Origin of the sequence: Cyanobium sp. Copco_Reservoir_LC18 (genome assembly GCF_009834675.1) — a bacterium.
GTDB lineage: Bacteria > Cyanobacteriota > Cyanobacteriia > PCC-6307 > Cyanobiaceae > Cyanobium > Cyanobium minutissimum.
The window spans coordinates 20,147-44,943 of sequence record NZ_ASAC01000010.1; the positions used below are offsets into that span (position 1 = coordinate 20,147).

Consider the following 24,797-nt stretch of genomic DNA (forward strand, 5'->3'; position numbering starts at 1 on the left):
CAGGTCCGGATCCCCAACGGAGGCCCCAGATTACGGAAGACGCCCGGTCGGCGCGACACGGCGGCCCGGGACGGAGCGGTCATGGCTGGTTGGGGCCGAGCGGCAGGCTGCGAAGGCTGCCGGTGATGTCCACCAGGGGGAACTCGGTGGCTCCCCAGCCATCGGGGGGCAGCAGCGGCGGCGCGTCCGGGCCCGGAGCCGCCGCGGCACCGGCGGCGAAGGCCCCATCGGTCCAGGCGAGCAGCAGGCCCCGCAGGGCGCCACCGCCGTTCTCGAAATGGGAGCGCAGGTTGAAGTGGTCGCCATCCTTGGCCAGCACGAGACGGTGGCCGCCACCGACGTTGCGGGCCTCCATCGCCATGGGGCGCAGCGCCTCAGGGCCCGAGGGCACCACCCAGTCGCGGCTGCCGCTGACCAGCAGCACCCGGCCGCCCATGGCCCTGGCTGAACCCTGGTCGAACAGCAGCGACATCGGCGGGCTGACCGCCACCACCGCCTTGACCCGGGGATCGGCCAGGCCGGCCTGGTCGGCGGAGCTGAGGAAACTGCACTGCAGCACCCAGCTGACATTGCGGGCCGGATTGGTGACGTCGTCGCAGAAGCGCTTGAGCAGGGCCGCGCTGGGCCGGGCCCCGGCCAGCTGCAGCACGGTGGTGGCGCCGTAGGACTGGCCCATGGCCACGACGGCATCGGTGCGGAGCCCCGAGGGCAACCCCAGGCTGCCGGCCGCGGCCGCGTCGATGGCCGAGGTCATGTCCATGGGCCGCAGCCGCAGATCCTCCGGCTTGGGGGGCGGCACCTGGCCGGAGAGCATGGCCTGCTGCTGCGACTTGTCGCTGCCGGGGTGGCGGGGCAGCAGCACGGTGTAGCCGTGGCTGGCCAGGTGCCGGCCCCAGCCCTCGAAGCTTTCCGGGTCGTCCCAGAGGCCGTGGGAAATCAGCACCAGACGGCCATTGGAGCCGGTTTCCGGCTGGATCGTGACCACCTGCAGGGGCTTGGGGCGGTGGGTGACGGGGATCGCCACCTCCTGGCGCTTCACCGCCAGGGGGCCGGCCTGGCTGAGGGCCGGGCTGATCCCGGCGGCGGGCAGGGAGGCCACCAGCTGGTTGCCCAGGCGCTGCTGGCTGGTGAGTCGATCGATGGCGAAGACCACCCGCTGCAGATCCACCGTGGCGCTCTTGCCGGGCAGGGCCTCCAGCACCTCCAGCAGGTTCAGGCTGCCCTTGGCCTGGCTGCTCTCCAGGGAGGCCGCGAGCTGGCTGGAGTCGAGCGGCTGGCGCACCCCCTCCACCAGCACCACCGAGGAGATCAGCAGCAGCACCTGGTTGACCAGGGGTGAACCCACCGACTGCTCGGCGAGGGCCTTGAGCGGCAGGGGCAGGGGTGTCTGGAAGGCCTCCACCAGCCGGCGGCCGATGGCGCCGTTGGTGGCCCGATCCAGCTCGGCGAGGTCACTGTTGCCGGAGAGCAGGGTGCGCTGATCCCGCAGCTCGCGCATCTGGACCGTGAACGCCGTCTCGAGCAGGGGCAGGGTGAGCTGGATCTCCTCCAGCGCCCGGACGGGAGCCGCCGCCAGCAGCGACCCCACGCCCAGGAGCAGCGCCGTGAGCTGGCGGAGAGGGCTCGTCATGCAGGCATTCCCATTGATGGGAAGCGTAGGTGCGCCCTCGGAAGCACACCTCAAGGCGGGCCCGGATCCGTCAGGGATGCCCACCGGGGGACTTGAACCCCCACGACCTGAGCCACTGGAACCTAAATCCAGCGCGTCTACCAATTCCGCCAGGTGGGCCTGGCTGGACTTTAGACAGAGCGGCCGGTGCGATCCGTCGGCGGCGGCGCCCCGGTGGTCACCGCCCAGAATGGAACCAGATGTCGCCCCGGCCATGCTTGCCACCCTCGGAGGCTTCCTGGCCCTGCTGCTCGGCACCCTGCTGCTGCTGCTGCCCCTGCTGGCCTCGGAGCTGAGCCGGGCCAGGGATTCGGTGTGGGGGGCGGTGGTGCTGCTGCTGGGCCTGGTGCTCGTCACCAGCGCCGAGCGGCTCACCGGTGCGCCGATGCTGGCGGTGCTCTGCGGCGGCCTGCTGATCGGCCGGCTCGGGGTGGAGGTGGGCCAGGCCCGCTGGCGCCTGCTCAGCGACGAAGAACGCCAGCGGCTCTGGTCGTGGGAGCGCTGGCGGACCAGCCTCAGCCAGCTCGGGGCCTCCCTGGGGCGGCTGCTGCAGCTGGCCGGCGCCCTGGCCAGCGGCCTGGGGACCTGGCTGGCGGAACGGCGCGCCGCCCGCCCCGCCAGCACCAAGAAGTGGGTGCGTCCCGAGGCGGACGCCGCCGCCCCGGCAGCGGCACCGGAGGCCGCCGCGGTGGCTGTGGCAGCGGAAGTGGCCCAGGAGGTGGTGGCCGAGCCGGTGACGGCGGTGGCCGAGACGGCGGAGACCACCGGGGCGCCCGAGGCGAGCGGCGAAGGGCCCCTGGTGGTCAGCGGGTTCGAGGCGATCGACGCCCTGCTGGAGCAGGCCATTCCGGAGGCTCCGCCGGCAGCGGCGCCGGAGGCCGACCCGGAGGCCCCGCCCGAGCCGACGCCGCCACTGCCGGAGGAGGGTCTCGGCGAGGCGGGATAATCCAGCCTTCTCGCGCCCCGGCGACGTGACGGCAAGCCCGGCGTCCTACAAGGACACGCTCAACCTGCTGCAGACGCCCTTTGCGATGCGGGCGAACGCCCGGGTGCGGGAGCCGGAACTGCAGGCCTTCTGGAAGCAGCACGATCTCTACGGACGCCTCAGCCGCGGCAACCCGGGGGAGCCCTTCACCCTGCATGACGGCCCGCCCTACGCCAACGGCGCCCTGCATGTGGGCCACGCCCTCAACAAGATCCTCAAGGACATCATCAACAAGCACGCCCTGCTGCAGGGGCGCCGGGCCCGCTTCGTGCCGGGCTGGGACTGCCACGGCCTGCCGATCGAGCTGAAGGTGCTGCAGGGGTTGGGCAGCGAGGAGCGTCGCGGGCTCACCCCCATCGACCTGCGGCGCCGGGCCCACGCCTACGCCCTCGAGCAGGTGGAGGCCCAGAGGAGCGGCTTCCGGCGCTGGGGCATCTGGGCCGAGTGGGAGGAGCCTTACCTGACGCTTCAGAAGTCGTACGAGGCGGCCCAGATCGGCGTCTTCGGAAAGATGGTGCTGGCGGGCCACATCTACCGGGGCCTCAAGCCGGTGCACTGGAGCCCCAGCTCCCGCACCGCCCTGGCCGAGGCCGAGCTGGAGTACCCCGACGGGCACACCTCCCCCAGCGTCTACGTGGCCTTCCCGGTGGTGGACCTGCCGGCGCCGCTGGCCGGGCTGCTGGCCGACGCCGGCATCGCCGGCCCCACGGATGCGGCCCACCGGGAGCAGCTGTTCGTGGCCATCTGGACCACCACCCCCTGGACCCTGCCGGCCAACCTGGCGGTGTCGGTGAATGGCCAGCTGGATTACGCCATCTGCCGCGACGGCACCACCAACGGCGGCACCCCCCGCTACCTGGTGGTGGCCGCCCAGCTGGTGGAGCAGCTGCGCACCAGCCTGGAGCGGCCGCTCGAACCCCTGCTCACCCTCAAGGGGGCCCAGCTGGAGGGCATCCTGTACCGCCATCCGCTGCTGGATCGCACCAGCCCGGTGGTGATCGGCGGTGACTACATCACCACCGAAACCGGCACCGGCCTGGTGCACACGGCGCCGGGCCACGGCGTCGACGACTTCCACACCGGCAACAGGTACGGCCTGCCGGTGCTCTGCCCGGTGGACGAGGCCGGCACCCTCACCGCCGAGGCGGGCCCCTTCGCCGGGCTCAACGTGCTCAAGGACGCCAACCCGGCGATCATCACCGCCCTGCGGGATGCCGGGCTGCTGCTGGCCGAGCAGCGTTATGAGCACCGCTATCCCTACGACTGGCGCACCAAGAAACCGACCATCTTCCGGGCCACCGAGCAGTGGTTCGCCTCCGTCGACGGCTTCCGCGCCCAGGCCCTGGAGGCGATCGCGGCGGTGGAGTGGCTGCCGGCCAGCGGCCGCAACCGGATCGAGGCGATGGTGCGCGACCGGGGCGACTGGTGCATCTCCCGCCAGCGCTCCTGGGGGGTGCCGATTCCGGTCTTCTATCACCGGGAGACGGGCGAGGTGCTGCTCAACGCCGACACCCTGGCCCACGCCGAGGCCCTGATCGCCGAGCACGGCGCCGATGTCTGGTGGGAGCGGGACGAGGCGGGCCTGCTGCCGCCGGCCTGGGCCGACCAGGCCGACCAGTGGCGCAAGGGCACCGACACGATGGATGTGTGGTTCGACTCGGGTTCCTCCTGGGCCGCCGTGCTGCAGGGCCGGGGACTGAACTACCCCGCCGATCTCTATCTGGAGGGCTCCGACCAGCACCGCGGCTGGTTCCAGAGCAGCCTGCTCACCTCGGTGGCCGTGAACGGGACGGCCCCCTACCGGCGGGTGCTCACCCACGGCTTCACCCTCGATGAGAAGGGCCGCAAGATGAGCAAGTCCCTGGGCAACGTGGTGGACCCCGTTGTGCTGGTGGAGGGGGGCAGGAACGAGAAGCAGGAGCCGGCCTACGGCGCCGACGTGCTGCGGCTGTGGGTGAGCTCGGTGGATTATTCCGCCGACGTGCCGCTGGGGCCTGGGATCGTCAGGCAGCTGGCGGATGTGTACCGCAAGGTGCGCAACACGGCCCGCTATCTGCTGGGCAACCTGCACGATTTCGTGCCCGCCGAGCATGCCGTGGCCATCGACGATCTGCCCCTGCTGGATCGCTGGATGCTGCAGCGCACCGCCAGCCTGATCGAGGCGGTGAACGCCGACTTCGAGCATTACGAGTTCTACCGCTTCTTCCAGGCCCTGCAGAACTTCTGCGTGGTGGATCTCTCCAACGTCTATCTCGACATCGCCAAGGACCGCCTCTACGTGAGTGCGGCCGGCGACTTCCGGCGCCGCAGCTGCCAGACGGTGCTGCACCTGGTGGTGGAGCGGCTGGCGGGGCTGATCGCGCCGGTGCTCTGCCACATGGCCGAGGACATCTGGCAGAACCTGCCCTACCCGGTGGCCGAGGTCTCGGTGTTCGAGCGGGGCTGGCCGACGGTGCCGGAGAACTGGGCGGCCCCCGAGCTGCTGGCGCCGATGCAGCGGATCCTGGAGCTGCGCGCCCAGGTGAACCGGGTGCTGGAGGGTTGCCGCGGCCGGGGGGAACTGGGCGCCTCCCTCGAGGCCCAGGTGCAGCTGGAGCTGGTGGCGCCGGCCGCGGATGGGGCGGTGGAGGCGGCCTCCCTGCCGGAGGCCCTGGCGCTGGTGGAGGCCAGCCCCCATCCGGAGGTCGACAACCTGGCCGACTGGCTGCTGGTCTCGGCGCTGCGGGTGGGCGGGCCGCCGCCGGCGGAGACCCTCCTGGCGGAGACCGAGGAGGAAGGTGTGCGGGTGCGGATCGCCCGGGCGGCGGGGACGAAGTGCGAGCGCTGCTGGCACCACGAGAGCGACATCGGCCAGCACCCGGACCATCCCAGCCTGTGCGGGCGCTGCGTGGGGGTGCTGGAGCGTCAGGGGGCCGGGCCCGCCTGATCGGGCCCCGGCGGCAGCCAGGGCTCCGGTTCAGACCAGTCCGAAGGGACTGAGCACTTTCCGGGCCGCCAGTTTGAGCGGCAGGGGAATGCCCCGCCGGGGGAGCTTGCGCACGACGCGGGCCGCCAGCCGGCGTGAGCGCACGGCGAGGGAATGGGACTGCAGCAGGGGATGGGGGGAGCGCTGCCGCAGCAGCTCGATCAGCCAGGCCGCCGCCGCCGGATCCTGGGAGCCCGGCGCCAGGGCCGCCTCGGCCAGGCGGATGCGCTCGGCGAACTCCGCCACCAGGGCGCGGTAGCCGCAGGCCTCGGCGACGGGCCCGTGGGTGGCGTGGACCCGGGCGAACTGCTTCAGCGACTTGCGCTCCAGCAGGGCCGCGTGGTCGAGGAGATCCTCGATGTCGTTGGCGATCCGCACCACGCTGGCCTGGGCGCTGACGATCGGCAGTTCCTCGATCACCGGCGGCGGGGCCTGGCGGGGGCCCGCGGCACTGGCGGCCGCGTAGGCGTGGGCGATGGCCTCCACCCTGCGGCCCACCAGCTCGCGCAGCAGGGCCCGGTTCCGCGCGGTGGGGGCCAGGTGCCGGCCGGAGGTGGTGTGGGCCATGTAGACGGCATGCAGCAGGGAGGCCTTGACCAGATCGAAGGGGGCGCCGTGCACCTCCAGGACACTGGCGGTGCGCACGACATGCTCCTGGAAGGTTTTCTTGGAGCCCCGGAAGGAGCCGCCGTGCAGCTCGGCGGCCACATCGAACACCCTGTTCAGCTCCGCGATCTCCTGGGGCGAATGGCCGTTCGCCAGGCACTGCCGCACCAGCAAAGGGAAGGAGTGGACATAGGGATAGGCGTGGTTGTCCACGGCGGCCGCCTCGGCCAGGGGCTCCCGGGGGCGGGGGTGCAGCGGCTCCATGCTGCCGATCTGGCGGTTGAGGAAGGAGGTCATGCTCTGGAGGGAGCGCAGCTTCCATTTGCTGGAGAGGTGGGCCACATCCCGGGCCGCCACCTCATGGCTCCAGCGCCTGCGGAAGGGCTCGATGTCGCAGAGCCAGTAGGGGGAGTGTTCGCTGGCGTAGACGTAGCTGACGACGGACTTCGGCTCGAAGATGACCCGGTAGTTCGCCTGCCGGGCCAGCATGGCGATGTCGATGTGCTCATTCACCTGCAGGTAGGCCTCATCAAGGGGGCCCACCTCCCGGAGCATCGCCATGCTGAGCAGCATGCAATGGAACTCGCCGAAATCGGAGTCGCCACCCTGCAGGGTTGGGGTGATGCGGGAGGCGGGAGCATTGGCGAACAGATGCTCTTCGTTGTATTCGATCCGGCCGTCTTTCTCCGACAGATGGTTCTTGCCGCCGGCCATGTGGATGCGATCGGCGGCGAACTCACCCATCAGGTAGAGGGGGAAGACGATGCCCGCTCCGGTTCGCTCCGCCGTGGTCACCAGGGTCTCGATCCAGCCCCTGGTGACGAGCACGTCGTTGTCGATGAAGCACACATATTTCGTCGTCACCGCCTGCAGGGCCTGGTTGCGCTGCTGGTTGGGGGTGCCGGGTGCCGCCGGGAACAGGCTCAGCTCGCCGCGGGCCTCGGCCGCCTCAAGCTCCCGGCGCACCGAGGGCGGGGACTGGCTGTCGCGGTAGTGCAGGACGAAGGGGTAGTCCCGGTGCTCGAGGATCGAGTGCAGCGACCGAAGGGCAACGCTGTGCCTTTCGCGGAACACCACGACGACGGTGACCAGGGGATGGGCCGGTGAGCCGCCCGGGCCGTCACGTACGGGGGTGTGGCGTACGCCGCGGCGTACGGGGGCGTTCATCTACAGCCAATCGGAAGCCGGATTGTGATGATACCATCCCTCTCCATGATGCTTCTCAGTATGCCGAAGTCCGCGCCTGACTGCGCACCGCATTGAGGCATGGCCAAACTCTCCTGGCAGGACTTACTGAACACCCCTGCCTTTCTGATCAATCTCGATCGCCGGCCGGATCGGTGGGAGAGCAGCCGTCAGCAACTGGAATGGGCAGGATTCACGGACACGCGTCGCTGGTCGGCCTTTGACGGCGCGACGGGAAACGTCAGGGAGAGTCTGCAATCCTTCGGCATCACACAACTCCTTGATCGCGAAGACTTTCTCAACCTTCCCGGCGCCCAGGGTTGCGCCGTGACCCAGCTGACCCTGCTCCAGCACATCATCGACCAGGGCTATCCGCGGGCGTGCATCTTCGAGGATGACATCCGCTTCTCGCGGCGGTGGCACCAGCTGGCGCCGGCGTTCCTGAAGCAAACCCCGCGCCACTTCGACCTGCTGTTCCTGGGCTCCCAGATTCAGTACGACGCCCTGCCCCGCCTGCATCCAGCGAGGCGGTTGAATCGCTCGCGGAAACTCACCCGCCTGAGCCAGAAGCTCTGGCCCTGGCCGTGCCAGCAGCTGGGCGATGTGCTCCAGGGGCCGCTCTATTGCCTGCATGCCTTCGTCCTGACGCGCCAGGGTTGCCAGGAGCTGCTGAAGTTTCTGACCACCCAGCGCGAAGGGTTCTACATGCCGGATTGCATGATTCACGACGCCATGGCCGGGCGATCGCATGTGTCGAGGTTTCCGCTGCGCTGGTCTGCGTGGAGCGGCCATCGCATCGCCTCCCTCAAGGAGGAACGGGGCCGCAATCCCCACTGGATCCGGCGCAACTGCGGCCTGGTGTATCAGGAGGAAAGCTTCGGCACCGACGTTCAACCGCGCCCGGAGGTGTCGCCGGCCTGAAGCTCAGCGGCCGGGTTGGCCGGCCCCGGCAGAGCACTCCGGGCGGGTGATGGGTCCTTCAAGGGGGGCACCAGGCGGGCGCCGAGGCTGAAGGCCCCCGCCAGCAGGCCGGCCAGGGCGATCGCCACGCTCCAGAGCTGCACCGGCCGGAGGGCACCGAGCAGGTCGGCGATCGAGAGTTCGGCCGGGTTGAGGGCCTGGGGACGGCGGGGTGCCGTGGCGCCAGCCGCCGGCGCCCGGACCAGCACCTTCTCCTTCCAGTCGGCCAGCACGCCGTTGAATTCATTGGAGGCCAGCGCCGCTGCCTCCAGGGGCAGGGTCTGGACGTACCAGTCGTAACCGGGCTCCAGCAGGCCCTCGGCCTTGAGCCCTGCCTCCACGATCACAAGCAACGGCAGGTGCTTGGTGTAGGCCATCGCCGCCTCGATGTGGTTCCAGGGGGTGGGCAGGCGGACCTCGGTGAGGCCGGCCTGGCGGGGGCCGCCGCGTTTGTCGAGGCCGGCGGGGAAGTAGGAGCGCTCCAGGGCGATGACGACGATGCCGGCACAGTGCTCCATCAGCTCGGTGATGGCCTTCAGGGGGGCATCGGCGCTGAAGGTGTTGCGGCCGATGGTCTTGGGAACCAGGGATTCGCTGCGCAGGCGATCTTCGATCGATCGCACGAAGGCTTCCTGCTCCGCGGTGGCGGTGGCGCCCACACTCACGAAGACGAGGGTCTCCTCCATGCCGCGCCGCGCCTGACGTCCCAGACCTTAACGATGCCCTCTGCGGCGCGCCCGGTCCGATGGCACCAGCGGACGATTCCTCCATCAGGCTGGGAAGATCCGGGCCTGCTCCGATGTCCCATCCAGCCCCCGGCCCATCGCCAGCCGCCGCCAGCGGCGAGCCGTTCTGGAGCGAACCGATCGCCGAGCTGCTGGCCAGGCTCGGCACCGGAACGAACGGGCTGAGCTCCGAGGAGGCGGGCCGGCGCCTGCTGAGCGAGGGCCCCAACAGCCTCGCGGCTCCGGCACGGGGAGGGGCCGCGCTGCTGCTGCTGCGCCAGTTCACCAGCCCGATCATCCTGATCTTGGCCGGCGCGGCGCTGCTCTCCTTCCTGCTGGATTCGCCCACCGACGGGCTGATCATCCTGGTGATCGTGCTAATCAGCGGCCTGCTGGGCTTCTGGCAGGAGCACGGCGCCGCCGGCGCCATGGACCAGCTGCTGCGCACGGTGCAGACCACCGCCCGGGTGCGCCGCGACGGCAGCGAGCAGCCCGTGCCGGTGGCCGCGGTGGTGCCGGGCGATCTGCTGGTGCTCTCGGCCGGGGCCGGGATCCCCGCCGACTGCCGCCTGCTGGAGGAACGGGACCTCAGCCTCAACGAAGCGGCCCTCACCGGCGAGAGCTTTCCGGTGAGCAAGCACGCGGTGGCGGTGGCCGCCGAGGCCCCCCTGGCGGCCCGCACCGGCGTGCTGTATTTCGGTACCCACGTGGTCAGCGGCAGCGGCACCGCGGTGGTGGTGCGCACAGGCGCGGCCACCCAGTTCGCCTCGATCGCGGCGCGGCTGCGCCAGCGCAGCCCCGAGACGGACTTCGAGCGGGGCGTACGCCGCTTCGGGGCCCTGCTGCTGGAGGTGACCCTGGGGCTGGTGATCGCGATCTTCGCGGTCAACGTGTTCCTGCGCCGGCCGGTGGTGGATTCGTTCCTGTTCGCGCTGGCCCTCGGGGTGGGGCTCACACCGCAGCTGCTGCCGGCGATCATCAGCGTCAACCTGGCCCAGGGCGCCCGCCGGATGGCCGCCCTGCAGGTGATCGTCAAGCGACTCTCGTCGATCGAGAACTTCGGCAGCATGGCGATCCTCTGCTCCGACAAGACCGGCACGCTCACCGAGGGCACGGCCCGGGTGCAGCGCAGCTGCGGCATCGACGGGGCCGCCAACCCGGCGGTGCTGCACCTGGCGGCGGTGAACGCCGGCTTCGAAACGGGCTTCAGCAACCCGATCGATGCGGCGATCCGCGAGGCCGGCGGCGGCGATCACGGCGACTGGAGCAAGCTCGACGAGCTCCCCTTCGACTTCGTGCGCAAGCGCCTCAGCGTGCTGGCCCGCCAGGGCGACACCCCGGTGCTGATCACCAAGGGGGCCTTCCTCAAGGTGTTGGAGGTGTGCGACCGGGCCGAGGGCGCCGATGGCTCCACCCGGCCGCTGGCGGCGGTGGAGCCGGACCTGCGCCGCCTCTATGCCGACTGGAGCGCCGAGGGGTACCGGGTGCTGGCGGTGGCCGTGCGGCGCTGGCCGCCCGAGGGCCCGCAGGTGCCCCGCCGGGTGCGTCCGGAGGATGAGGCGGGGATGGCGTTCCTGGGCCTGCTGGGCCTGAGCGATCCCCTGCGTCCCGGGGTCCGGGACACCGTGGCCGAACTGGAGCGGCTGGGGGTGCGCCTCAAGATCATCACCGGCGACAACGCCCTGGTGGCGGCCCGGGTGGGCCAGGAAGCCGGCCTGCGCAACCCCGAGGTGCTCACCGGCGCCCAGCTGCAGCAGCTCAGCGACATCGCCCTGCCGGTGCGGGCCGAAGCGGTGGATGTGTTCGCCGAGATCGAACCGAACCAGAAGGAGCGGCTGATCCATGCCCTGCGCAACGCCGGCCATGTGGTGGGCTACCTGGGGGATGGCATCAACGACGCTCCCGCCCTCCATGCCGCCGATGTGGGCCTCTCGGTGCAGGGGGCGGTGGACGTGGCCAAGGAGGCGGCCGACATCGTGCTGCTGGAACCGGATCTGGCGGTGCTGCTGGCGGGCATCCGCGAGGGGCGGCGCACCTTCGCCAACACGCTCAAGTACGTGTTCATGGCCACCAGCGCCAACTTCGGCAACATGTTCTCGATGGCCGGCGCCTCCCTGCTGCTGCCGTTCCTGCCCCTGTTGCCCAAGCAGATCCTGCTCACCAACCTGCTGACCGATCTGCCGGAGATGACCATCGCCACCGACCGGGTCGATCCCGACTGGATCGAGCGGCCGCACCGCTGGAGCCTGCCCTTCATCCGGCGCTTCATGGTCACCTTCGGCCTGGTGAGCTCGGTGTTCGACTACCTCACCTTCGCGGTGCTGCTCTGGGTGCTGAAGGCGGATGCGGCCCAGTTCCGCACCGGCTGGTTCGTGGAGTCGGTGATCTCGGCCGCCTCGATCGTGCTGGTGATCCGCACCCGCGGGCCCCTGTTCCGCAGCCGGCCCTCACCCTGGCTGATGGCCACCACCGGCGCCGTGGTGGGCCTCACCCTGCTGCTGCCCTGGACGACCCTGGGCCATCTGTTCGGCCTGGTGCCGCTGCCCCCGGCTTTCCTGGCCCTGATGGCGGTGATCCTGGCGGCCTACGTGGTCAGCGCCGAACGGGCCAAGGGCTGGTTCTACCGGCACCTGGGGCGCTGATGGCGCCCACCTCCAAGCCCAGCTTCGGCCATCTCCTGGGCGAATTCCACTGCCTCGCCGCCGACGTGCTGCTGCCCGGTGCCCCGGACGGTGGCAGCGGTCGCCGGCCGCTGCTGCGGGGCGCCGCCCTGCTGGCGGCCTCGGCGGCCCTGGCCCTGGGGGCGGCGGTGTTGCTGACCGGCAGCGCCTGCCAGCTGATCGCCGCGCTGCTGGGCCCGGCCCGGCTGGATCAGGCTTTTCCCTACCTGCGCGACGCCCTGCACAGCTACGAGAGCCAGCACCAGGGGACGATCGCCCTGGCGGTGGCCGCAGCCGCCCTGGCGGCCTGGCTGGCGCTGGTGCGGGGCCTGGCCGCCGGCCTGCGCCGCCGCTGGCTGGCCCTCACCCTGCTGCTGGCCCTGCTGGTGCTGGGCACGGCGGTGGACGTGGCCTTCACCGAGGGCAACGGGGCCGTGATGGAGGCTCTCAACGTGCGCAGTGCCCCCCGCTTCTGGGGCACCGCCGCCGGGCTCGTCGGCATCTACCTGGTCACCCTGCCGGTGCAGTTCCTCAACAGCTACGGCCAGCAGCGCTTCTCGCTCGCCTGGCGCGATCGCACCACCGCCAACCTGTCGGAGGCCTACCTGGCCGACCATGCCTACCTGCGGCTGGAGGCCGCCGGATCGATCGACAACCCCGACCAGCGCATCGCCGACGACGTAGAGCGGGCGGTGGCGAGCTCCACCAGCCTGTTCTTCGGCTTCTGCGCCTCGCTGCTGGCCCTGGGGGCCTATGTGCTGGTGCTGTTCGGCATCAGCGGCACCCTGGTGCTCACCCTGGTGATCGCCACCGTTGCGGGCAACGCCGTGATCCTGCGGCTGGTGCGGCGGCTGGCCTCGCTCACCTTCCGGCAGCAGGCCCTGGAAGCCGATTTCCGCTTCGCCCTGATGCACCTGCGCCGCCATGCCGAGAGCATCGCCTTCCTGCAGGGTGAGGCCAGGGAGCGCACGGGCCTGGATCGCCGCTTCGGCCGGGTGCTGGTGAACCTGGAACGGGTGATCCGCTGGCGGGCCTTCGTGGGCCAGGGCACCGGCCTCTACGGCTTCCTGATGCAGTTCGTGCCCTACCTGGTGCTGTCCGGTGCCTACTTCAGCGGCCGGGTGTCGCTGGGCCAGCTCACGGTGGGCAGCATCGCCTTCGCCCAGGTGCAGGCGGCCCTGTCGTTCCTGGTGGATCGGGCCGACGACTTCTCGGGCCTGTTCGCCAGCCTGCACCGCATCGGCGAACTGCGCGGCGCCTCAGGCCCCCGGGCGACCGGCACCCCGGCCACCCCCGTGGCCCCGGCCCTGCAGCTGCAGCGGCTCAGCGTGGCCAACCCGGGGGGCGACGGCCTGCTGGTGCGGGAGCTGGATCTGCAGCTGGGTGCCGGGGAGCGGCTGCTGATCAGCGGGCCGAGCGGCTGCGGCAAGACGTCGCTGCTGCGGGTGCTCTGCGGCCTGGTGCCTGCCGCCGGCGGGCGGATGGCGGCCCCGGCGGCGGCGGCGTGGATGGTGCTGCCCCAGAAGCCCTACCTGGCCCTGGGCAGCCTGCGGGACCAGCTCCTCTACACCCTGCCGCCCGAAGCGGGAGCGGTGGGGGAGGAGGAGCTGCGGCGCGCCCTGAGCCAGGCGCGCCTGGAGCCGCTGATCTGCCGCTACCTCGATCTGGAGGCCGAAACCGACTGGGAGCAGGTGCTCTCCGGCGGCGAGCAGCAGCGGCTGGGCTTCGCCCGTCTGCTGTTGCGGCGACCCGCCTTCGTGATGCTCGATGAGGCCACCAGCGCCCTGGATCTGGCCACCGAGGAGCACCTGTACGGACTGCTGCGCCAGGCCCGGATGGCGGTGATCAGCGTGGGGCACCGGCCCAGCCTGGCGGCCTTCCACGAGCGGGTGCTGCGGCTCGATGGCAGCGGCGGCTGGAGCCTGGAGCCCTGCTGACGGCGCGCAGCCACAGAGGCTCAGAGGCCCAGATCCGACAGGCCCGGGTGATCATCGGGGCGGCGACCGAGGGGCCAGTGGTACTTGCGATCGCTCTCCTGAATGGGCAGGTCGTTGATGCTGGCGATGCGGGTGTGCATGAAGCCCTGGTCATCGAACTCCCAGTTTTCGTTGCCGTAGGAGCGGAACCAGTGGCCGGAATCGTCGTGCCATTCATAGGCGAAACGCACGGCGATGCGATGACCGTGGAAGGCCCAGAGTTCCTTGATCAGGCGATAGTCGAGCTCCCGGGCCCACTTGCGGGCCAGAAACTGCTCGATGGCCGCACGGCCGCTGACGAACTCGGCGCGGTTGCGCCAGACGCTGCCCGGGCTGTAGGCCAGCGCCACCCGGGCCGGATCGCGGCTGTTCCAGCCATCCTCAGCCAGGCGCACTTTCTTCGCCGCCGATGCGGCATCGAAGGGGGGAAGGGGAGGCCTGGGTGCCTCCGGAGCGGTGGTCAAGGGGGCGATTTCGAGGTGGGGGCAGGCTAGGTCAGGTGTCCAGGATGGCCGGGGCCGTCCGCTGGTTCGTGGGGCCCGACCCGTGCCTTGCCGGTTTCTCCCTCTACCCTCGCCAGCAGGGGGGCGCCGCTGCCGATGGGGAGAGTCAGGGCACGCTCCACGGGGCTGGGCACCCGGCGGCTGAGGCGACTGGTGGTGCTCCAGCGCCGGGAACGTCAACGGGGGCGCCGCGTGCAGCCCCGTTTCCGGCTGAGCCAGATCGGCGTCACGTCCCTGGGTGGTCTCACGGCCGTCGGCCTGATGGCTCTGCTGACGGTCTGGAGCGGGCAGGTGCTGATCGTGGCGCCCCTGGGGGCCTCCTGTGTGCTGCTCTTCGGCTACCCGCGCAGCCCACTGGCGCAGCCGCGCAACGTGGTGCTCGGCAACACGCTGGGGGGGAGCCTGGGGGTGGGGCTGGTGAGTCTGCTGGGCCAGGGCCCCCTGGTGCTGGCGCTGGCCGTGGCGCTCACGATCCTGCTGGGCCAGCAGCTGCGCTGCCTGCATCCCCCCGCCGGGGGCATGGCGTTTCTGGCCGCCTTTCTGGGGATGTCGTGGCCCTTCCTGCTGTTCCCGGTGCTGATCGGATCCCTGCTGCTGGTGCTCCTGGCCTGGGCCTTCAGCCGCTGGGTGCCGGGGGCGATGCCCTACCCCTTGCACTGGCTCTGAGCACGGCCTCCAGCCTCACCCGGCTGTGGTGCCGGAGGGCTGGTACGGTCGGCCCCATGACGATCACTCCCCCGTAGGCCACCGCCGCCGTGGCAGCACCCGGTCGGCCCGCGGCCGGGGGACCTGAACAGGGATTGATCCATCCAAGTTTTTTCATGACCTTCTCCATCAAGGAGTGGTGGGGCCTGCCCCACCGCGACATCCTCTCGGGCCTGGTGGTGGCCTTCGCCATGATTCCGGAGGCGATCGCCTTTTCCGGCATCGCCGGGGTGGACCCCAGCGTGGGCCTGTTCGGGGCCTTCCTGTTGTCGGTGACCCTGGCGGTGGTGGGGGGCCGCACGGCGATGATCACCTCCGCCACCGGCTCCACGGCCCTGCTGATGACGGGCCTGGTGCAGCAGGGTGACCTGCTTGGGCAGGGGCTGGGCCTGCAGTACCTGCTGGCGGCGGGAGTGCTCACCGGGGTCTTCCAGATCGCCTGGGGCTACCTGCGGCTGGCCCACCAGATGCGCTTCGTGCCGCAGCCGGTGATGGCGGGCTTCGTCAATGCCCTGGCGATCCTGATCCTGCTGGCCCAGCTGCCCCAGCTGGGGCTCGATGTCTTCCACCCGGAAAAGGTGGTGGTCGAAGCCGCCCAGCTGCCGGCGGTGTGGGGACTGATGCTGCTCACCCTGGCGATCATCTACCTGCTGCCGCGCCTCACCCGGGTGGTGCCGTCGGCCCTGATCGCCATCCTGATCACCACCGGGATCTCGATCGGCCTGGGGCTCGATCTGCCCACGGTGGCCAGCCTGGGCACGCTGCCCGCGGGCCTGCCCCGGTTCGCCCTGCCCCAGGTGCCCCTGAGCTTCGCAACGCTGGGCCTGATCCTGCCCACGGCCCTGGCGATCTCGCTGGTGGGGCTGATGGAGACCTTCCTCACCCAGGACATCCTCGACGACCTCACCGACCAGACGAGCCACAAGAACAGCGAGGCCCGGGGCCAGGGGATCGGCAACATCGTCAGTTCCCTGTTCGGCGGCATGGCCGGCTGCGCGCTGGTGGGGCAGTCGGTGATGAACGTGGGCTACGGCGGCCGCACGCGGCTGTCGACGCTGGCCTCGGGGGTGAGCCTGCTGGCGATGATCCTGCTGGCGCGGGACTGGGTGAACCGGATCCCGATGGCCACCCTGGTGGGCGTGATGGTGATGATCGCCATCAACACCGCCAACATCGGTTCGATCACGGGGATCCGGCGGATCCCCAAGAGCGACACCGCCGTGATGCTGCTCACCGTGGGCATCACCGTGATCACCCACAACCTGGCGATCGGCCTGCTCGCCGGCGTGGCCCTGGCCGGGATCCTGTTCAGCCGCAAGGTGGCCAAGGTGATCGCCGTGGAGAGTCACCTCGAGGGCGACGACCATCGCATCTATGTGGTGCGCGGCCAGCTGTTCTTCGTGAGCAGTGTCTATTTCCGGGCCGGTTTCGAGATCCACGAACACCCGGCCCGGGTGACGATCGACATGGCCGACGCCCACATCTGGGATCAGAGCGGCGTCGCCGCCCTCGATCAGGTGATCCGCCGGCTCAAGCTGGGCGGCAGCCTGGTGCAGGTGGTGCACCTCAACCGCGAGAGCACCGATCTGTTCGCCCGCATCGGCCAGGCCGAGGAAGCCGGTGGCGGCGGTGGTGGTGGCGCTAACTGATCAGTGTCTTGACCTGGGACGCCGGCGCTCCACGGAGTAGACCTTCCACACTTAAGTCCTCATCAATATCTGGCCAATAGATTCCATAGCCAGCCCCAGCAATCTCCCAATTCACACGCTCCTGAGAGGTGGCGTGCAGAAGACGGGGATACCAGGCGAGAGGCACCGAAATGGTTCGTCCATCAGCCAGGTCGACCGTCAGCTTGTCTTCTGTGCAGGCAACGCCTGTGACCCGCTCGCCAGGGTTAGCCATGAAACTCCTCCCATGCTTTCAGCAGGATAGCTCTGTTCTTGCTGACCAGCCGCTCAATCTCACGAAGCTCGTTGGCCTTAAAGCCAAGGCTGGAGGAAAGTCCGACAGGAGAGAGCCAGACTTTGCAGGATGCCTGATCTCTGTCCACATGAACATGGGGCGGTTCGTTTGGCTCGTGACTGTAGAAGTAGAACCTGAACGGGCCACTTCTGAGGATTGTCGGCATCCGTCATCACATCATCAACGCAAAGGTAGCCGCCTCAGGCCTGCGCAAGCCGACTCAACCATTACCCGATGATCTACCGCCTTCAATAGGGAATCGCGTAGGTATTGCCGCGCTCGCTGCGCACCAGGAAGGCGGCGGAGGTCTGCCTGTAGGTGGCCAGGGTGGTGCGGCCGTTGCTGGGCTCGGTGATCAGCAACTTGCCGCATTCCTCCCGGTCCCCCTGGCCGCAGGTCCAGGGCTCGCCCACCTTCTCCATCTCGATCTGCTTGCCGTCGGAGCGGAAGGTGACCGTGAACGAGGTGGAGCCACCCGCGACGAGGCAGGCTTCGACGCGGCCGTTGAAGGAGCAGGTCTGCCAGGCGGTCTGGGCCTGGCCGGCCGGGATGGGCGGGATCACCAGAGCGGCTACGGCACACAGGGCCACCAGGGGGGATCGCATCGAGCGGGGTCGCCGAGGAGAACCACTCTCGCCCCAGCCGCGCCTGGGGCCGCACAAGGTGGGCAATCGAAATGTACATTGTGTACAGATATAGATCTTGAAGTCACTGTCCGTTGTCAAAAGGATGGAGAGTCGATGATCTCCGCCAGGCGGATCAATGCGGCATCCGCCAGAGAAGCGAGCACATTCTCATTGCGCCTGAAAAAGGTAAGCAGGGTTGGATGACAGGTCCACTGCGGAAGGTTGTGCTGCGTCTTCCACTCCCTGCTCTGGGGATTGGAGAAACGCCGTCAAGGCGCGTCGAACCAATTCAGACTTGCTGAGACGGCGCTGTTGGGCCTGCTCGGTGAGCTGGGCATCAAGGGCCTCGCTCAACTTGATTGAGATCACCGCCATGGCATGCACCCGGTCGTCGGCATCCCTGTACTGCCGGCTGCCAAGCGGTACTACGGCTTAGCCCCCAACCCCCTACAAGCCCGCAGCACCACATCGGCGCAGCGGCCGTAGACGGCGGCCCGCCAGGCGGGGCTGTCGATCAGGAAGGCGCCCTTGACCTGGCGGCGGATCGCCTCCCGGTGGGGGGTGGGGCGATCGGGCAGGGCGTGCAGCCAGGCATCGGCGCGCAGGGCCGCCAGCACCTCAGCGATCGGCCGGGTGCCGAACTCCAGGGCCAGGTAGGTGAGCTCCAGCGATGGCGCCAGCCGGCGCAGAAACACAGGCACCGACCCCGACACCACCGACGAGCTGGAGGGGCCCAGGCCGGGCCGGGTGACCTCCGGGCCATACCAGCGTTGCAGCCGCTCCCAGTCGGCGTCGCTGCTGCCGCTGCCGATCAGCTCCCCGTAGCCCCAGGGGCCCAGGCCGGTGTGCAGGTCGATCACCGCCAGGCGGCTGCAGGCCGGGCCCAGGTGATCGGTGAGGATCTTCTCCAGGGTGGACAGCGACCAGCTGGGGCGGCTGCCGCCGTAGAAGAGGCCGGTGGGATGGGTGTACTGGCCGCGCTGCAGCGCCGCCTGGTAGGCGGCCATGCCCTGCCCAGTGATGAAGGCCTCCAGCAGGGCGTCGGCCCGTTGCCGCTCGGGCCCGTCCCAGTCGCCGGGCAGCAGGGCGTCGTGGAGCGCGTCGTAGGCGGGGTTCTGGGGCAGGGGGCCGCGGAAGTCGAGGCCGTTGCGGTTGAGATCAATGTTGTGTTCGTTGCCGCGACGCAGCCAGGCGAAGCCATGGGGGTTGAGGGCATGGATCAGCAGCGCCCCGCCGCCGGCCGGCAGGGCGCCGTGGAGTTCATCCAGCAACACGCCCACCTGGCAACCGGAGCCGGCCAGGCCCTCCACGCCGTGGGTGCCGGAGATCAGCAGCAGCAGGGACTCGGGCTCGGCGGGGCCCAGGGCCGCCACATCGATGGCGAGCGGCTCGCCGGCCGGGCCGCGGTGTTCGGGCAGGACATGGCTGCTGAGCCGGGCGCCTGCGCCACGGGCGGCGGCCATGAACGCCTCACGGGCCGAGCGGGAATCAGGGCGGAAGTAGTCGCTGGTGGCCATGGGGGAGGGGGTGGGGCCGGGGGCGATCAGGAGGGGTGGGCGTGGTGGCGCGACAGGATGTGAATATCAGGGTCGCTAGTAAAGGTCTTCTCAAGCGCGTCGATGATCTCCATCACATCCTGGGACTGGGCGATCCACCAGAACCTCGACCATGACCATTCTCTTGGTGCATGGATGGACGGCATCCGGGCGTAACGCTCTGGATCGGGACTGGCATCTGGGTTGGGATAGATGCAAACCCCCATCCGGAACCCGTTGCGCTCCGTCTCAGCCACCAGCCCCAGTCTTAGTTGCAGAAGAAGGGCACCTAGATTCCCGCCTACGGGAGCTTGGCTTGCAAGGAACTGCACCAGGGTTCTTCCACGATTCCTGGGCTATCGAGTTGTTAGCTCTCTCTCAAGAACAAGAAACAGCCATAACTCGATCAGCAAAGATGAATTGTAGGTTACGAATTCACTTCTGAACGGGCAAACGTAGCTACCTGCGGGGGAGAACGATGCTAGGCCAAACTGAGATGATACGCAGCATGCCTTATCACAGCCTTAAAGAGCTCGCAATAGTGAGCAAGGCTGAGAAAAGCTTGACCCGCACCCTGCTACGGGAAGAAGGCCCTTTGTTGATCTGTTGACTTAAATCGAGATACAAGTGCCGTCCGCACGGGAACTGGCAAAGATGCCCAATCGGGAGCGTAGATGGCAAGTAGTAGATCGTTGAGAAACTCGGCGACCTCAAAGGACACCTCAGCACACTCAAGGCAAGCTGACTTAGGCCTTACCAAGTCGGCCAGGTCAGTCACGACTGGTAGAACTGGCAGACTTTGTGCGTGAATGTGTGCCGAGAGCAAGCGATAAGGGTCGACTTCGTTCCGAGTCTTAATATCACGCAGCGTCCTAATCCTCGCTCCAAATTCTGGTATGTGCTGATCTAGGTAGTTAAACAGCTCCTTCTTCAGCTTAAACCCGTCACCCGTTTGGTTTACATGCAACCACTCTACGCAGTGGTCTTTGAAGTACAGCCATCCAAGTAGCAGGTCAATTTGACTACGGAGCGAAAACAAAGCAGGCCTCACGAGACCCAACGACAAAACTCCAGCAACCTCTCGAATCGCCGAGGCGACTGCGTCAAGTAATTCGTCACCAACTCCCGTCTTGTGATAGCTCGACAGATAGGTCAGCCAGTGAACAAGCAGAGACGAGTTCTGCTCTACGGCCAACGAGATCTCGGCTCCATGCTTCCCGGAAAACACATGGCTTGCAACCGTAAGATCATAAGTCTGGTTTGCATGCATAGCCTACTTGAGTCGCCAGTCACTGGGAGCGTCTTGTACTACGCGATTGCGAATTGCCGTCGCCAAATAAAGAAGATCCTTCTCTGGCACCACCTCAGAGAGCCGGCGAATCCAATTAACGAAACCCTTGCGAGACTCCGAAGGAATGTGACGCGATGGAAAATGGCGCTTGACTTCTTCGCTTAGCGCACTTATTGCAGCCGCCCTAGGCATCCGCGCTTCGTCAACAAGCAGGCGCTCGATCTTAATGGCCGTATCACTCGATGGAGTTTTAGATGCATGGGAAGGCCTGTCAATAAACACGTGATAAGCTGATTCATTGTTCTCATGTTTGCGCAATTCGCGGATAGTTGAGAGAAAGAACTTTGACCCTTCAAAAGTAGCTTGCTCAATGAACTCAATAAGTTCCTTCTCTCGATATCCAGAGGCCGCAAGTAGGCGGCAGATTCGAACATAAGCGTCGTTCATGTCAGACCTAACGCAGATTTCAACTCCATAACGATGGCCGTGATTCTCGGCGTCACTCGCCAGCCTTGACCACGTTTGTCAGTAGCGAAGCCAGTGTAGCCGGGCGAGGCCTCAAGAACACGTGAGATGTGCAGGCTGTTGGCAAGGGTTGCCGGCCCAAAATCCGGGTCGCTCCGTAGAGCGTTCTCAACGGTTGGGTCATAGCCCGACGACTTGACTCCATTTAGCAACACCATCAAGGCCGGTTTCCGTGAGAGGATTGGCAAATCAGCAATATACCGATTCAGCATTCGTAGACCGAGTATGGAGTAGCGATCAGGCCTTACAGGAACAAGGACATGCGTTGCGACTTGGAGAGCACACATCGTCAAGAAGGAACTGCTGGGATTGCAGTCGATGCAAACCAGATCTCGTTCTTGACGACAGCCTTCAATAAACTGCGAGAACCGAGTCTTGATGGGGGCCAACACGTTAGTTGCCTCAATCATAGAATACTTAACCAGACCAAAGTCGCCAGGAACCAGTAGCAGGTTGATCTCAGGATTTGTATTCTGGAATTGCCGCAGTTTCACAGATACTTGGTCAAGGGATGGCGGCGAACCGACAGTGCTGGTCACCTTAAAGATGGAGGCGGGAGCCGTGTCTTCCATCACACTGAAGATAGTGCGCCCATCAGCCTTGTGCGATTCGTACTTCTTCTCCGTCAACACCGCTTGTGTTAAATTGAACTGCGGATCAAGGTCAACGAGGAGCACTCGCTTCCGCAAATGTGAGTACAGATGTCGAAAGACATGCGCAGAAATTGTTGTCTTGCCAACGCCGCCTTTCATGTTGAGAACGGCCACAACGGGGCAATGCGGCTTCTTCGGTTTTGCTGCCATTAAAAAATCACTGTTCTAAGGGCAATTAGAAGTTAGTGCCCGCGGAGGAGTTAGGCGTAATGATGATCCTACGGCATCGGCGATGCGCTCCATTGTGCTGACCACCAACGGCCATCATCTAGCCGCATGGCTCCCGAGGAACTTCAAAACAGCTTTGAGGTGGCGGCTCAGGTGAATGGTGATTTTGGTCAGCTAGGGTTTCAGGTATATTCATCGCCTTCAGACTATGGTGGTGAAGGATCAATCTGGAAATCCAGCGACTCTCTTTCAAAAGCATTGATGCAGCGATTAAGGACTCTCAGCATGAAGCTTGGGGAGAAGCCAATTACCCCTGGCGATGCGTAGATGTTGGTCAAGTATGTAGGTGCGACTTCTGAATCATGGAGCGCGAAGGAGTGGGAGGTGCGCCCTGGTCGTCCCTCATGAATGTATGAGTTTCTCATGCTCTTGTATGCAAGAGAGCCGTAGCGAGATGCCCTAAGCCAGATGCACAAGGAGTTTGGATCTTTCAAGTCGCAAGAATCTATTATACGCTTAAGAAGTGTAGTTAGTACGAGATCATCGCTTAATCGCCGAGTGTGTCGGTCAGTTGATTGGGGAGTGCGGCGGTCAATGCATTGGCAAAGTGAGCGACACTCTACGGGTAAATCCCCAGGGTGACATGACGCACGTTGCCAAACATCTGGCAAGGAGACTAGCTGGAAGTGTTCACCGCCGTAAGCAGCAAGAAATGCATCAAACATAAGCCGCTTGCTTGTCTTCGTGACATGGCTTTTGCCAAGATTCTTAGCCCAATGATTGGAAAGCGCATCGATAGCAGCCCACAAAAGGACATTCGCTTCGTGACAGTTTTCCTTCAAGTCCAAGCCTTCAATGAACCCCTGCCTCTTGCGCCAGTAGTCAAAGAAGGTCCTAATCCGCCACTCAGGTGCCCCTGACTCTGAATCTTCAATAGTTAACATCATTTGCCTGGCCAACCCTCATCCTCACCCTCCAGAAGCATCTACTGACGAAGTTGATCCCTTTCTTCAGGGCAGGGTGAAGATGATTCTAGACCGCTGTTAGTGTTGTTTGGTGATTCTGGCTTTTCGAAAGCTACTGGAGGATTATCAACGATCGGCATGCCAGCAGAAAGTTTCTCTTGGTTTCTAAAGTTACTCTTAAGCAACTCCAGGAATGCATGATTCCTGGCCGCCGCGTCTTCAGTAATTGAATTAAATGACATCAGGAAGGTTGGCGCAGGAATCGGCATGTCATCTGACTTCCTCCTAACAGTAAATGGTTGATAGAATACCTTGCCCTTCGAATATAGGGGCGTCCATGCCATATCTTCCAATAACTGAGAAAGGTCATCGTCAATATCAATAATGCCATAGTACCAGACTCTTTGAATATTTGGGCAATGGTCAACAAGAAGACGTGCACGCTTGACAAGCTGCACTCCTGCATAAGTTGATTCTTTATCATCTTTCTTTTTCCTTTTCAGCTCAACAACAACAACGTCAACGCACTCGGCCTTATCAGGGTCTGCGGAAAAGATCATTGAGATATCAGGCCTGCCTTCATCCTCTACCGATTCATCTTCAAGAGTTATTGCAGCTATGACTGCTTTCATGCTTGCCTCACTAAGAATTGTTCTGAATGTCATGAACTTGTCATCCAGTATCCAAGCATTATTTCTGTAGATATCCTGTACTAGGCTCTCCTGATCAAAGGTCTTATACCGAGGCACAATAAGGTTATGCAGTGTGGCCTCAATGTCTTCTGGTGTCGTACTTTTCAGACGCTTGATTACCCAATCTCGGTATAGAATATACTCCGTGAGTGAACGAGCCGACATTTCTAGTGACTTTTGAAACGCATCATCGTCCGTTGGATCTGAGTCAATTATCTCTTTTTGCTGCTGAAAAAACTTTCGTTGCGCGGTCTCAAGCACCTCATCGCGAGCGATGAGTCCGACTGTTGTCTCATCAAATAAACCAATAAGATGAGGGAAGTCCTCTTCAAAGCTGGTCTTCACTTCTGCGTTACGTGTTCTTATCTCAGGAAGTTCCTCACCAAGAATTCGGCCAACTTCTAGCTTAAGATATCGAAAGAGATCATTCTCTCGAACCCCTTCGGGAAGGATTAGTTTCTGTCGAGCCAGATCAGACTTGCCAAAAAGATCAGATTTAAAGAGAAAGATTGCAGATGTCCCTGCTGGGATATTCAATGGAGCAAGAATCTTTATAGGGATAGAACGGCCATCAATGTTAACCGCAGTAAGAACAAGTGGATATTCCTGACCCGTCAGAACCGCCGAAAAAACCTCTATCTTACTAAAGAAATGAAGCGTTGGCTCGCTGATTACTGAGATCTTCAGTTCAGGCAGATCATCTGGGGAGAGAAGCAATGTATCGGAATAGAAGTTCTTTTGCGGATTGCTTTCATCAGTATTCAGAGAGATTTTTATCCTAAGTGGCTTTTCTGCAATCCTCCGCTCGTGCAAAGCAGGAAGAAACTGCTCGAGTAATTCACGTTTGATCGCAGACGGCCTGATATCATCATATGATTTCAATCGGCTATTGCTAAATTCCTTAAATGTGAGCTTGGTCCCTGCTTGATCCGAGGGATTCGCTTGAACCACCTCTGAATCCCCATTGAAATTATGAACAAAGCTAAAGTTTCGCTTGGATCCTGAGTAAATGCTTGAAACATCAACACGAGCAAAGTACTGAAGAAATACGATGCGTCCTAAGCCTTTGTGTATTGAATCCTGAGGCTCCTGAACGCGCTTAAAGCGCTCGTATCCTTCATCTGAAAAGCCTAATCCGTTATCTTGTATTGTTATCTCAAGAATGTTTGGGTTATGAATTTTACCATCTGATTTAATGGTGATGTGTACGTCAGTGGCACCGGCATCAATTGCATTGGCAATTGCTTCAAAATAAATCTGGACAAACGTTGGACTTGGAAAGAAAAGCCGGAGAGCGTATTTTGTTTCGATTTCCATAGGTTTAGCAGTTACCGAAAGGAAATTACAATCAGTTGGGAGAGTGATCCACCATGGCGTAAGAGCAACTCACTCTATGTGCATTAATTGTGATTTTTCCATGACTTGCCGAGCGTGATTCGCT

General features: G+C 65.1%; 21 protein-coding genes and 1 tRNA gene. 8 read left to right on the top strand and 14 right to left on the bottom strand.

Annotated features, from left to right (window positions below):
- Nucleotides 1-79 precede the first annotated feature (79 nt).
- Together L107_RS04100 and L107_RS04105 are read right to left on the bottom strand one after the other, a co-directional pair.
- Nucleotides 80-1,630, bottom strand: a complete 1,551-nt coding sequence (locus tag L107_RS04100) for an alpha/beta hydrolase (RefSeq protein ID WP_159816577.1) — start codon at nt 1,628-1,630, stop codon at nt 80-82.
- 77 nt (nt 1,631-1,707) lie between these two features.
- Nucleotides 1,708-1,789, bottom strand: a tRNA-Leu gene (locus L107_RS04105).
- A 94-nt stretch (nt 1,790-1,883) separates the two neighbouring features.
- Here L107_RS04105 and L107_RS04110 point away from each other — a divergent pair.
- Together L107_RS04110 and ileS are read left to right on the top strand one after the other, a co-directional pair.
- The gene (locus tag L107_RS04110) at nt 1,884-2,615 is read left to right on the top strand and encodes a Ycf66 family protein (protein WP_159816578.1); all 732 of its coding nucleotides are present in this window, start codon (nt 1,884-1,886) and stop codon (nt 2,613-2,615) included.
- Between the two features lie 25 nt (nt 2,616-2,640).
- A complete protein-coding gene (gene ileS, locus L107_RS04115; RefSeq protein ID WP_159816579.1) occupies nt 2,641-5,580 on the top strand; it encodes an isoleucine--tRNA ligase in 2,940 nt (979 codons plus the stop codon).
- 30 nt (nt 5,581-5,610) lie between these two features.
- Here the strand turns inward: ileS and L107_RS04120 are convergent, their stop codons facing one another.
- Nucleotides 5,611-7,392 carry a glycosyltransferase family 2 protein gene (locus L107_RS04120; RefSeq protein WP_159816580.1) on the bottom strand — a complete coding sequence of 594 codons (1,782 nt, stop codon included), beginning with the start codon at nt 7,390-7,392 and terminating at the stop codon, nt 5,611-5,613.
- Between the two features lie 99 nt (nt 7,393-7,491).
- On the opposite strand from L107_RS04120, the gene L107_RS04125 reads away from it, so the two are divergent.
- A complete protein-coding gene (locus L107_RS04125) occupies nt 7,492-8,331 on the top strand; it encodes a glycosyltransferase family 25 protein (RefSeq protein WP_159816581.1) in 840 nt (279 codons plus the stop codon).
- On the opposite strand, the gene L107_RS04130 is transcribed toward L107_RS04125, so the two are convergent.
- Nucleotides 8,301-9,056: a hypothetical protein gene (locus L107_RS04130; RefSeq protein WP_201295800.1), complete on the bottom strand. Its 756-nt coding sequence runs from the start codon at nt 9,054-9,056 to the stop codon at nt 8,301-8,303. The two genes, L107_RS04125 and L107_RS04130, sit on opposite strands and share 31 nt — an antisense overlap.
- Before the next feature lie 113 nt (nt 9,057-9,169).
- Between L107_RS04130 and mgtA the strand changes: the two genes are divergently transcribed.
- The gene (gene mgtA, locus L107_RS04135) at nt 9,170-11,737 is read left to right on the top strand and encodes a magnesium-translocating P-type ATPase (protein WP_159816582.1); all 2,568 of its coding nucleotides are present in this window, start codon (nt 9,170-9,172) and stop codon (nt 11,735-11,737) included.
- Entirely contained in the window at nt 11,737-13,692 is a 1,956-nt protein-coding gene (locus L107_RS04140) for an ABC transporter ATP-binding protein/permease (protein ID WP_159816583.1), read from the top strand. The genes mgtA and L107_RS04140 overlap by 1 nt, the downstream gene beginning before the upstream one ends.
- 20 nt (nt 13,693-13,712) lie before the next feature.
- Here the strand turns inward: L107_RS04140 and L107_RS04145 are convergent, their stop codons facing one another.
- On the bottom strand, nt 13,713-14,195 hold the full coding sequence (locus tag L107_RS04145) for a nuclear transport factor 2 family protein (RefSeq protein WP_159816584.1): 483 nt from the start codon (nt 14,193-14,195) through the stop codon (nt 13,713-13,715).
- A 135-nt stretch (nt 14,196-14,330) separates the two neighbouring features.
- Between L107_RS04145 and L107_RS04150 the strand changes: the two genes are divergently transcribed.
- Together L107_RS04150 and L107_RS04155 are read left to right on the top strand one after the other, a co-directional pair.
- Nucleotides 14,331-14,900, top strand: a complete 570-nt coding sequence (locus L107_RS04150) for an HPP family protein (protein WP_159816585.1) — start codon at nt 14,331-14,333, stop codon at nt 14,898-14,900.
- Nucleotides 14,901-15,055: 155 nt separating this feature from the next.
- On the top strand, nt 15,056-16,588 hold the full coding sequence (locus L107_RS04155) for a SulP family inorganic anion transporter (protein ID WP_159816586.1): 1,533 nt from the start codon (nt 15,056-15,058) through the stop codon (nt 16,586-16,588).
- Here L107_RS04155 and L107_RS04160 read toward each other — a convergent pair.
- From L107_RS04160 to L107_RS04195, 8 genes are all read right to left on the bottom strand, one after another.
- Nucleotides 16,581-16,841, bottom strand: coding sequence for a DUF2442 domain-containing protein (locus L107_RS04160; RefSeq protein ID WP_159816587.1), 261 nt, complete (start codon nt 16,839-16,841; stop codon nt 16,581-16,583). The two genes, L107_RS04155 and L107_RS04160, sit on opposite strands and share 8 nt — an antisense overlap.
- Nucleotides 16,834-17,067 (bottom strand): DUF4160 domain-containing protein, encoded by a 234-nt coding sequence (locus tag L107_RS04165; protein ID WP_159816588.1) that lies wholly within the window; start codon nt 17,065-17,067, stop codon nt 16,834-16,836. The genes L107_RS04160 and L107_RS04165 overlap by 8 nt, the downstream gene beginning before the upstream one ends.
- 82 nt (nt 17,068-17,149) lie before the next feature.
- Nucleotides 17,150-17,506: a hypothetical protein gene (locus tag L107_RS04170; protein WP_159816589.1), complete on the bottom strand. Its 357-nt coding sequence runs from the start codon at nt 17,504-17,506 to the stop codon at nt 17,150-17,152.
- Nucleotides 17,507-17,695: 189 nt separating this feature from the next.
- Nucleotides 17,696-17,902 carry a CopG family transcriptional regulator gene (locus L107_RS04175; RefSeq protein ID WP_159816590.1) on the bottom strand — a complete coding sequence of 69 codons (207 nt, stop codon included), beginning with the start codon at nt 17,900-17,902 and terminating at the stop codon, nt 17,696-17,698.
- A 50-nt stretch (nt 17,903-17,952) separates the two neighbouring features.
- Nucleotides 17,953-19,044, bottom strand: a complete 1,092-nt coding sequence (locus L107_RS04180; protein WP_159816591.1) for a M14 family metallopeptidase — start codon at nt 19,042-19,044, stop codon at nt 17,953-17,955.
- 26 nt (nt 19,045-19,070) lie between these two features.
- Nucleotides 19,071-19,319: a hypothetical protein gene (locus L107_RS04185; RefSeq protein ID WP_159816592.1), complete on the bottom strand. Its 249-nt coding sequence runs from the start codon at nt 19,317-19,319 to the stop codon at nt 19,071-19,073.
- A 1,016-nt stretch (nt 19,320-20,335) separates the two neighbouring features.
- On the bottom strand, nt 20,336-20,800 hold the full coding sequence (locus L107_RS04190; RefSeq protein ID WP_159816593.1) for a hypothetical protein: 465 nt from the start codon (nt 20,798-20,800) through the stop codon (nt 20,336-20,338).
- Nucleotides 20,797-21,645: a ParA family protein gene (locus L107_RS04195; RefSeq protein WP_159816594.1), complete on the bottom strand. Its 849-nt coding sequence runs from the start codon at nt 21,643-21,645 to the stop codon at nt 20,797-20,799. The genes L107_RS04190 and L107_RS04195 overlap by 4 nt, the downstream gene beginning before the upstream one ends.
- A 162-nt stretch (nt 21,646-21,807) precedes the next feature.
- Between L107_RS04195 and L107_RS04200 the strand changes: the two genes are divergently transcribed.
- A complete protein-coding gene (locus L107_RS04200; protein WP_159816595.1) occupies nt 21,808-22,026 on the top strand; it encodes a hypothetical protein in 219 nt (72 codons plus the stop codon).
- Nucleotides 22,027-22,684: 658 nt separating this feature from the next.
- Here L107_RS04200 and L107_RS04205 read toward each other — a convergent pair.
- A complete protein-coding gene (locus L107_RS04205; protein ID WP_159816596.1) occupies nt 22,685-24,673 on the bottom strand; it encodes an ATP-binding protein in 1,989 nt (662 codons plus the stop codon).
- Nucleotides 24,674-24,797: the final 124 nt, after the last annotated feature.

Bases quoted from the DNA above. Each gene is read 5' to 3' on its own strand.
- L107_RS04100 (WP_159816577.1), bottom strand. From the start codon at position 1,630: ATGACGAGCCCTCTCCGCCAGCTCACGGCGCTGCTCCTGGGCGTGGGG.
- L107_RS04140 (WP_159816583.1), top strand. From the start codon at position 11,737: ATGGCGCCCACCTCCAAGCCCAGCTTCGGCCATCTCCTGGGCGAATTC.
- L107_RS04170 (WP_159816589.1), bottom strand. From the start codon at position 17,506: ATGCGATCCCCCCTGGTGGCCCTGTGTGCCGTAGCCGCTCTGGTGATC.
- L107_RS04150 (WP_159816585.1), top strand. From the start codon at position 14,331: ATGGGGAGAGTCAGGGCACGCTCCACGGGGCTGGGCACCCGGCGGCTG.
- L107_RS04160 (WP_159816587.1), bottom strand. From the start codon at position 16,841: ATGGCTAACCCTGGCGAGCGGGTCACAGGCGTTGCCTGCACAGAAGAC.
- mgtA (WP_159816582.1), top strand. From the start codon at position 9,170: ATGTCCCATCCAGCCCCCGGCCCATCGCCAGCCGCCGCCAGCGGCGAG.
- L107_RS04190 (WP_159816593.1), bottom strand. From the start codon at position 20,800: ATGAACGACGCTTATGTTCGAATCTGCCGCCTACTTGCGGCCTCTGGA.
- L107_RS04155 (WP_159816586.1), top strand. From the start codon at position 15,056: ATGACCTTCTCCATCAAGGAGTGGTGGGGCCTGCCCCACCGCGACATC.
- L107_RS04175 (WP_159816590.1), bottom strand. From the start codon at position 17,902: ATGGCGGTGATCTCAATCAAGTTGAGCGAGGCCCTTGATGCCCAGCTC.
- L107_RS04110 (WP_159816578.1), top strand. From the start codon at position 1,884: ATGCTTGCCACCCTCGGAGGCTTCCTGGCCCTGCTGCTCGGCACCCTG.
- L107_RS04125 (WP_159816581.1), top strand. From the start codon at position 7,492: ATGGCCAAACTCTCCTGGCAGGACTTACTGAACACCCCTGCCTTTCTG.
- L107_RS04165 (WP_159816588.1), bottom strand. From the start codon at position 17,067: ATGCCGACAATCCTCAGAAGTGGCCCGTTCAGGTTCTACTTCTACAGT.
- L107_RS04200 (WP_159816595.1), top strand. From the start codon at position 21,808: ATGGCTCCCGAGGAACTTCAAAACAGCTTTGAGGTGGCGGCTCAGGTG.
- L107_RS04120 (WP_159816580.1), bottom strand. From the start codon at position 7,392: ATGAACGCCCCCGTACGCCGCGGCGTACGCCACACCCCCGTACGTGAC.
- L107_RS04205 (WP_159816596.1), bottom strand. From the start codon at position 24,673: ATGGAAATCGAAACAAAATACGCTCTCCGGCTTTTCTTTCCAAGTCCA.
- L107_RS04180 (WP_159816591.1), bottom strand. From the start codon at position 19,044: ATGGCCACCAGCGACTACTTCCGCCCTGATTCCCGCTCGGCCCGTGAG.
- L107_RS04130 (WP_201295800.1), bottom strand. From the start codon at position 9,056: ATGGAGGAGACCCTCGTCTTCGTGAGTGTGGGCGCCACCGCCACCGCG.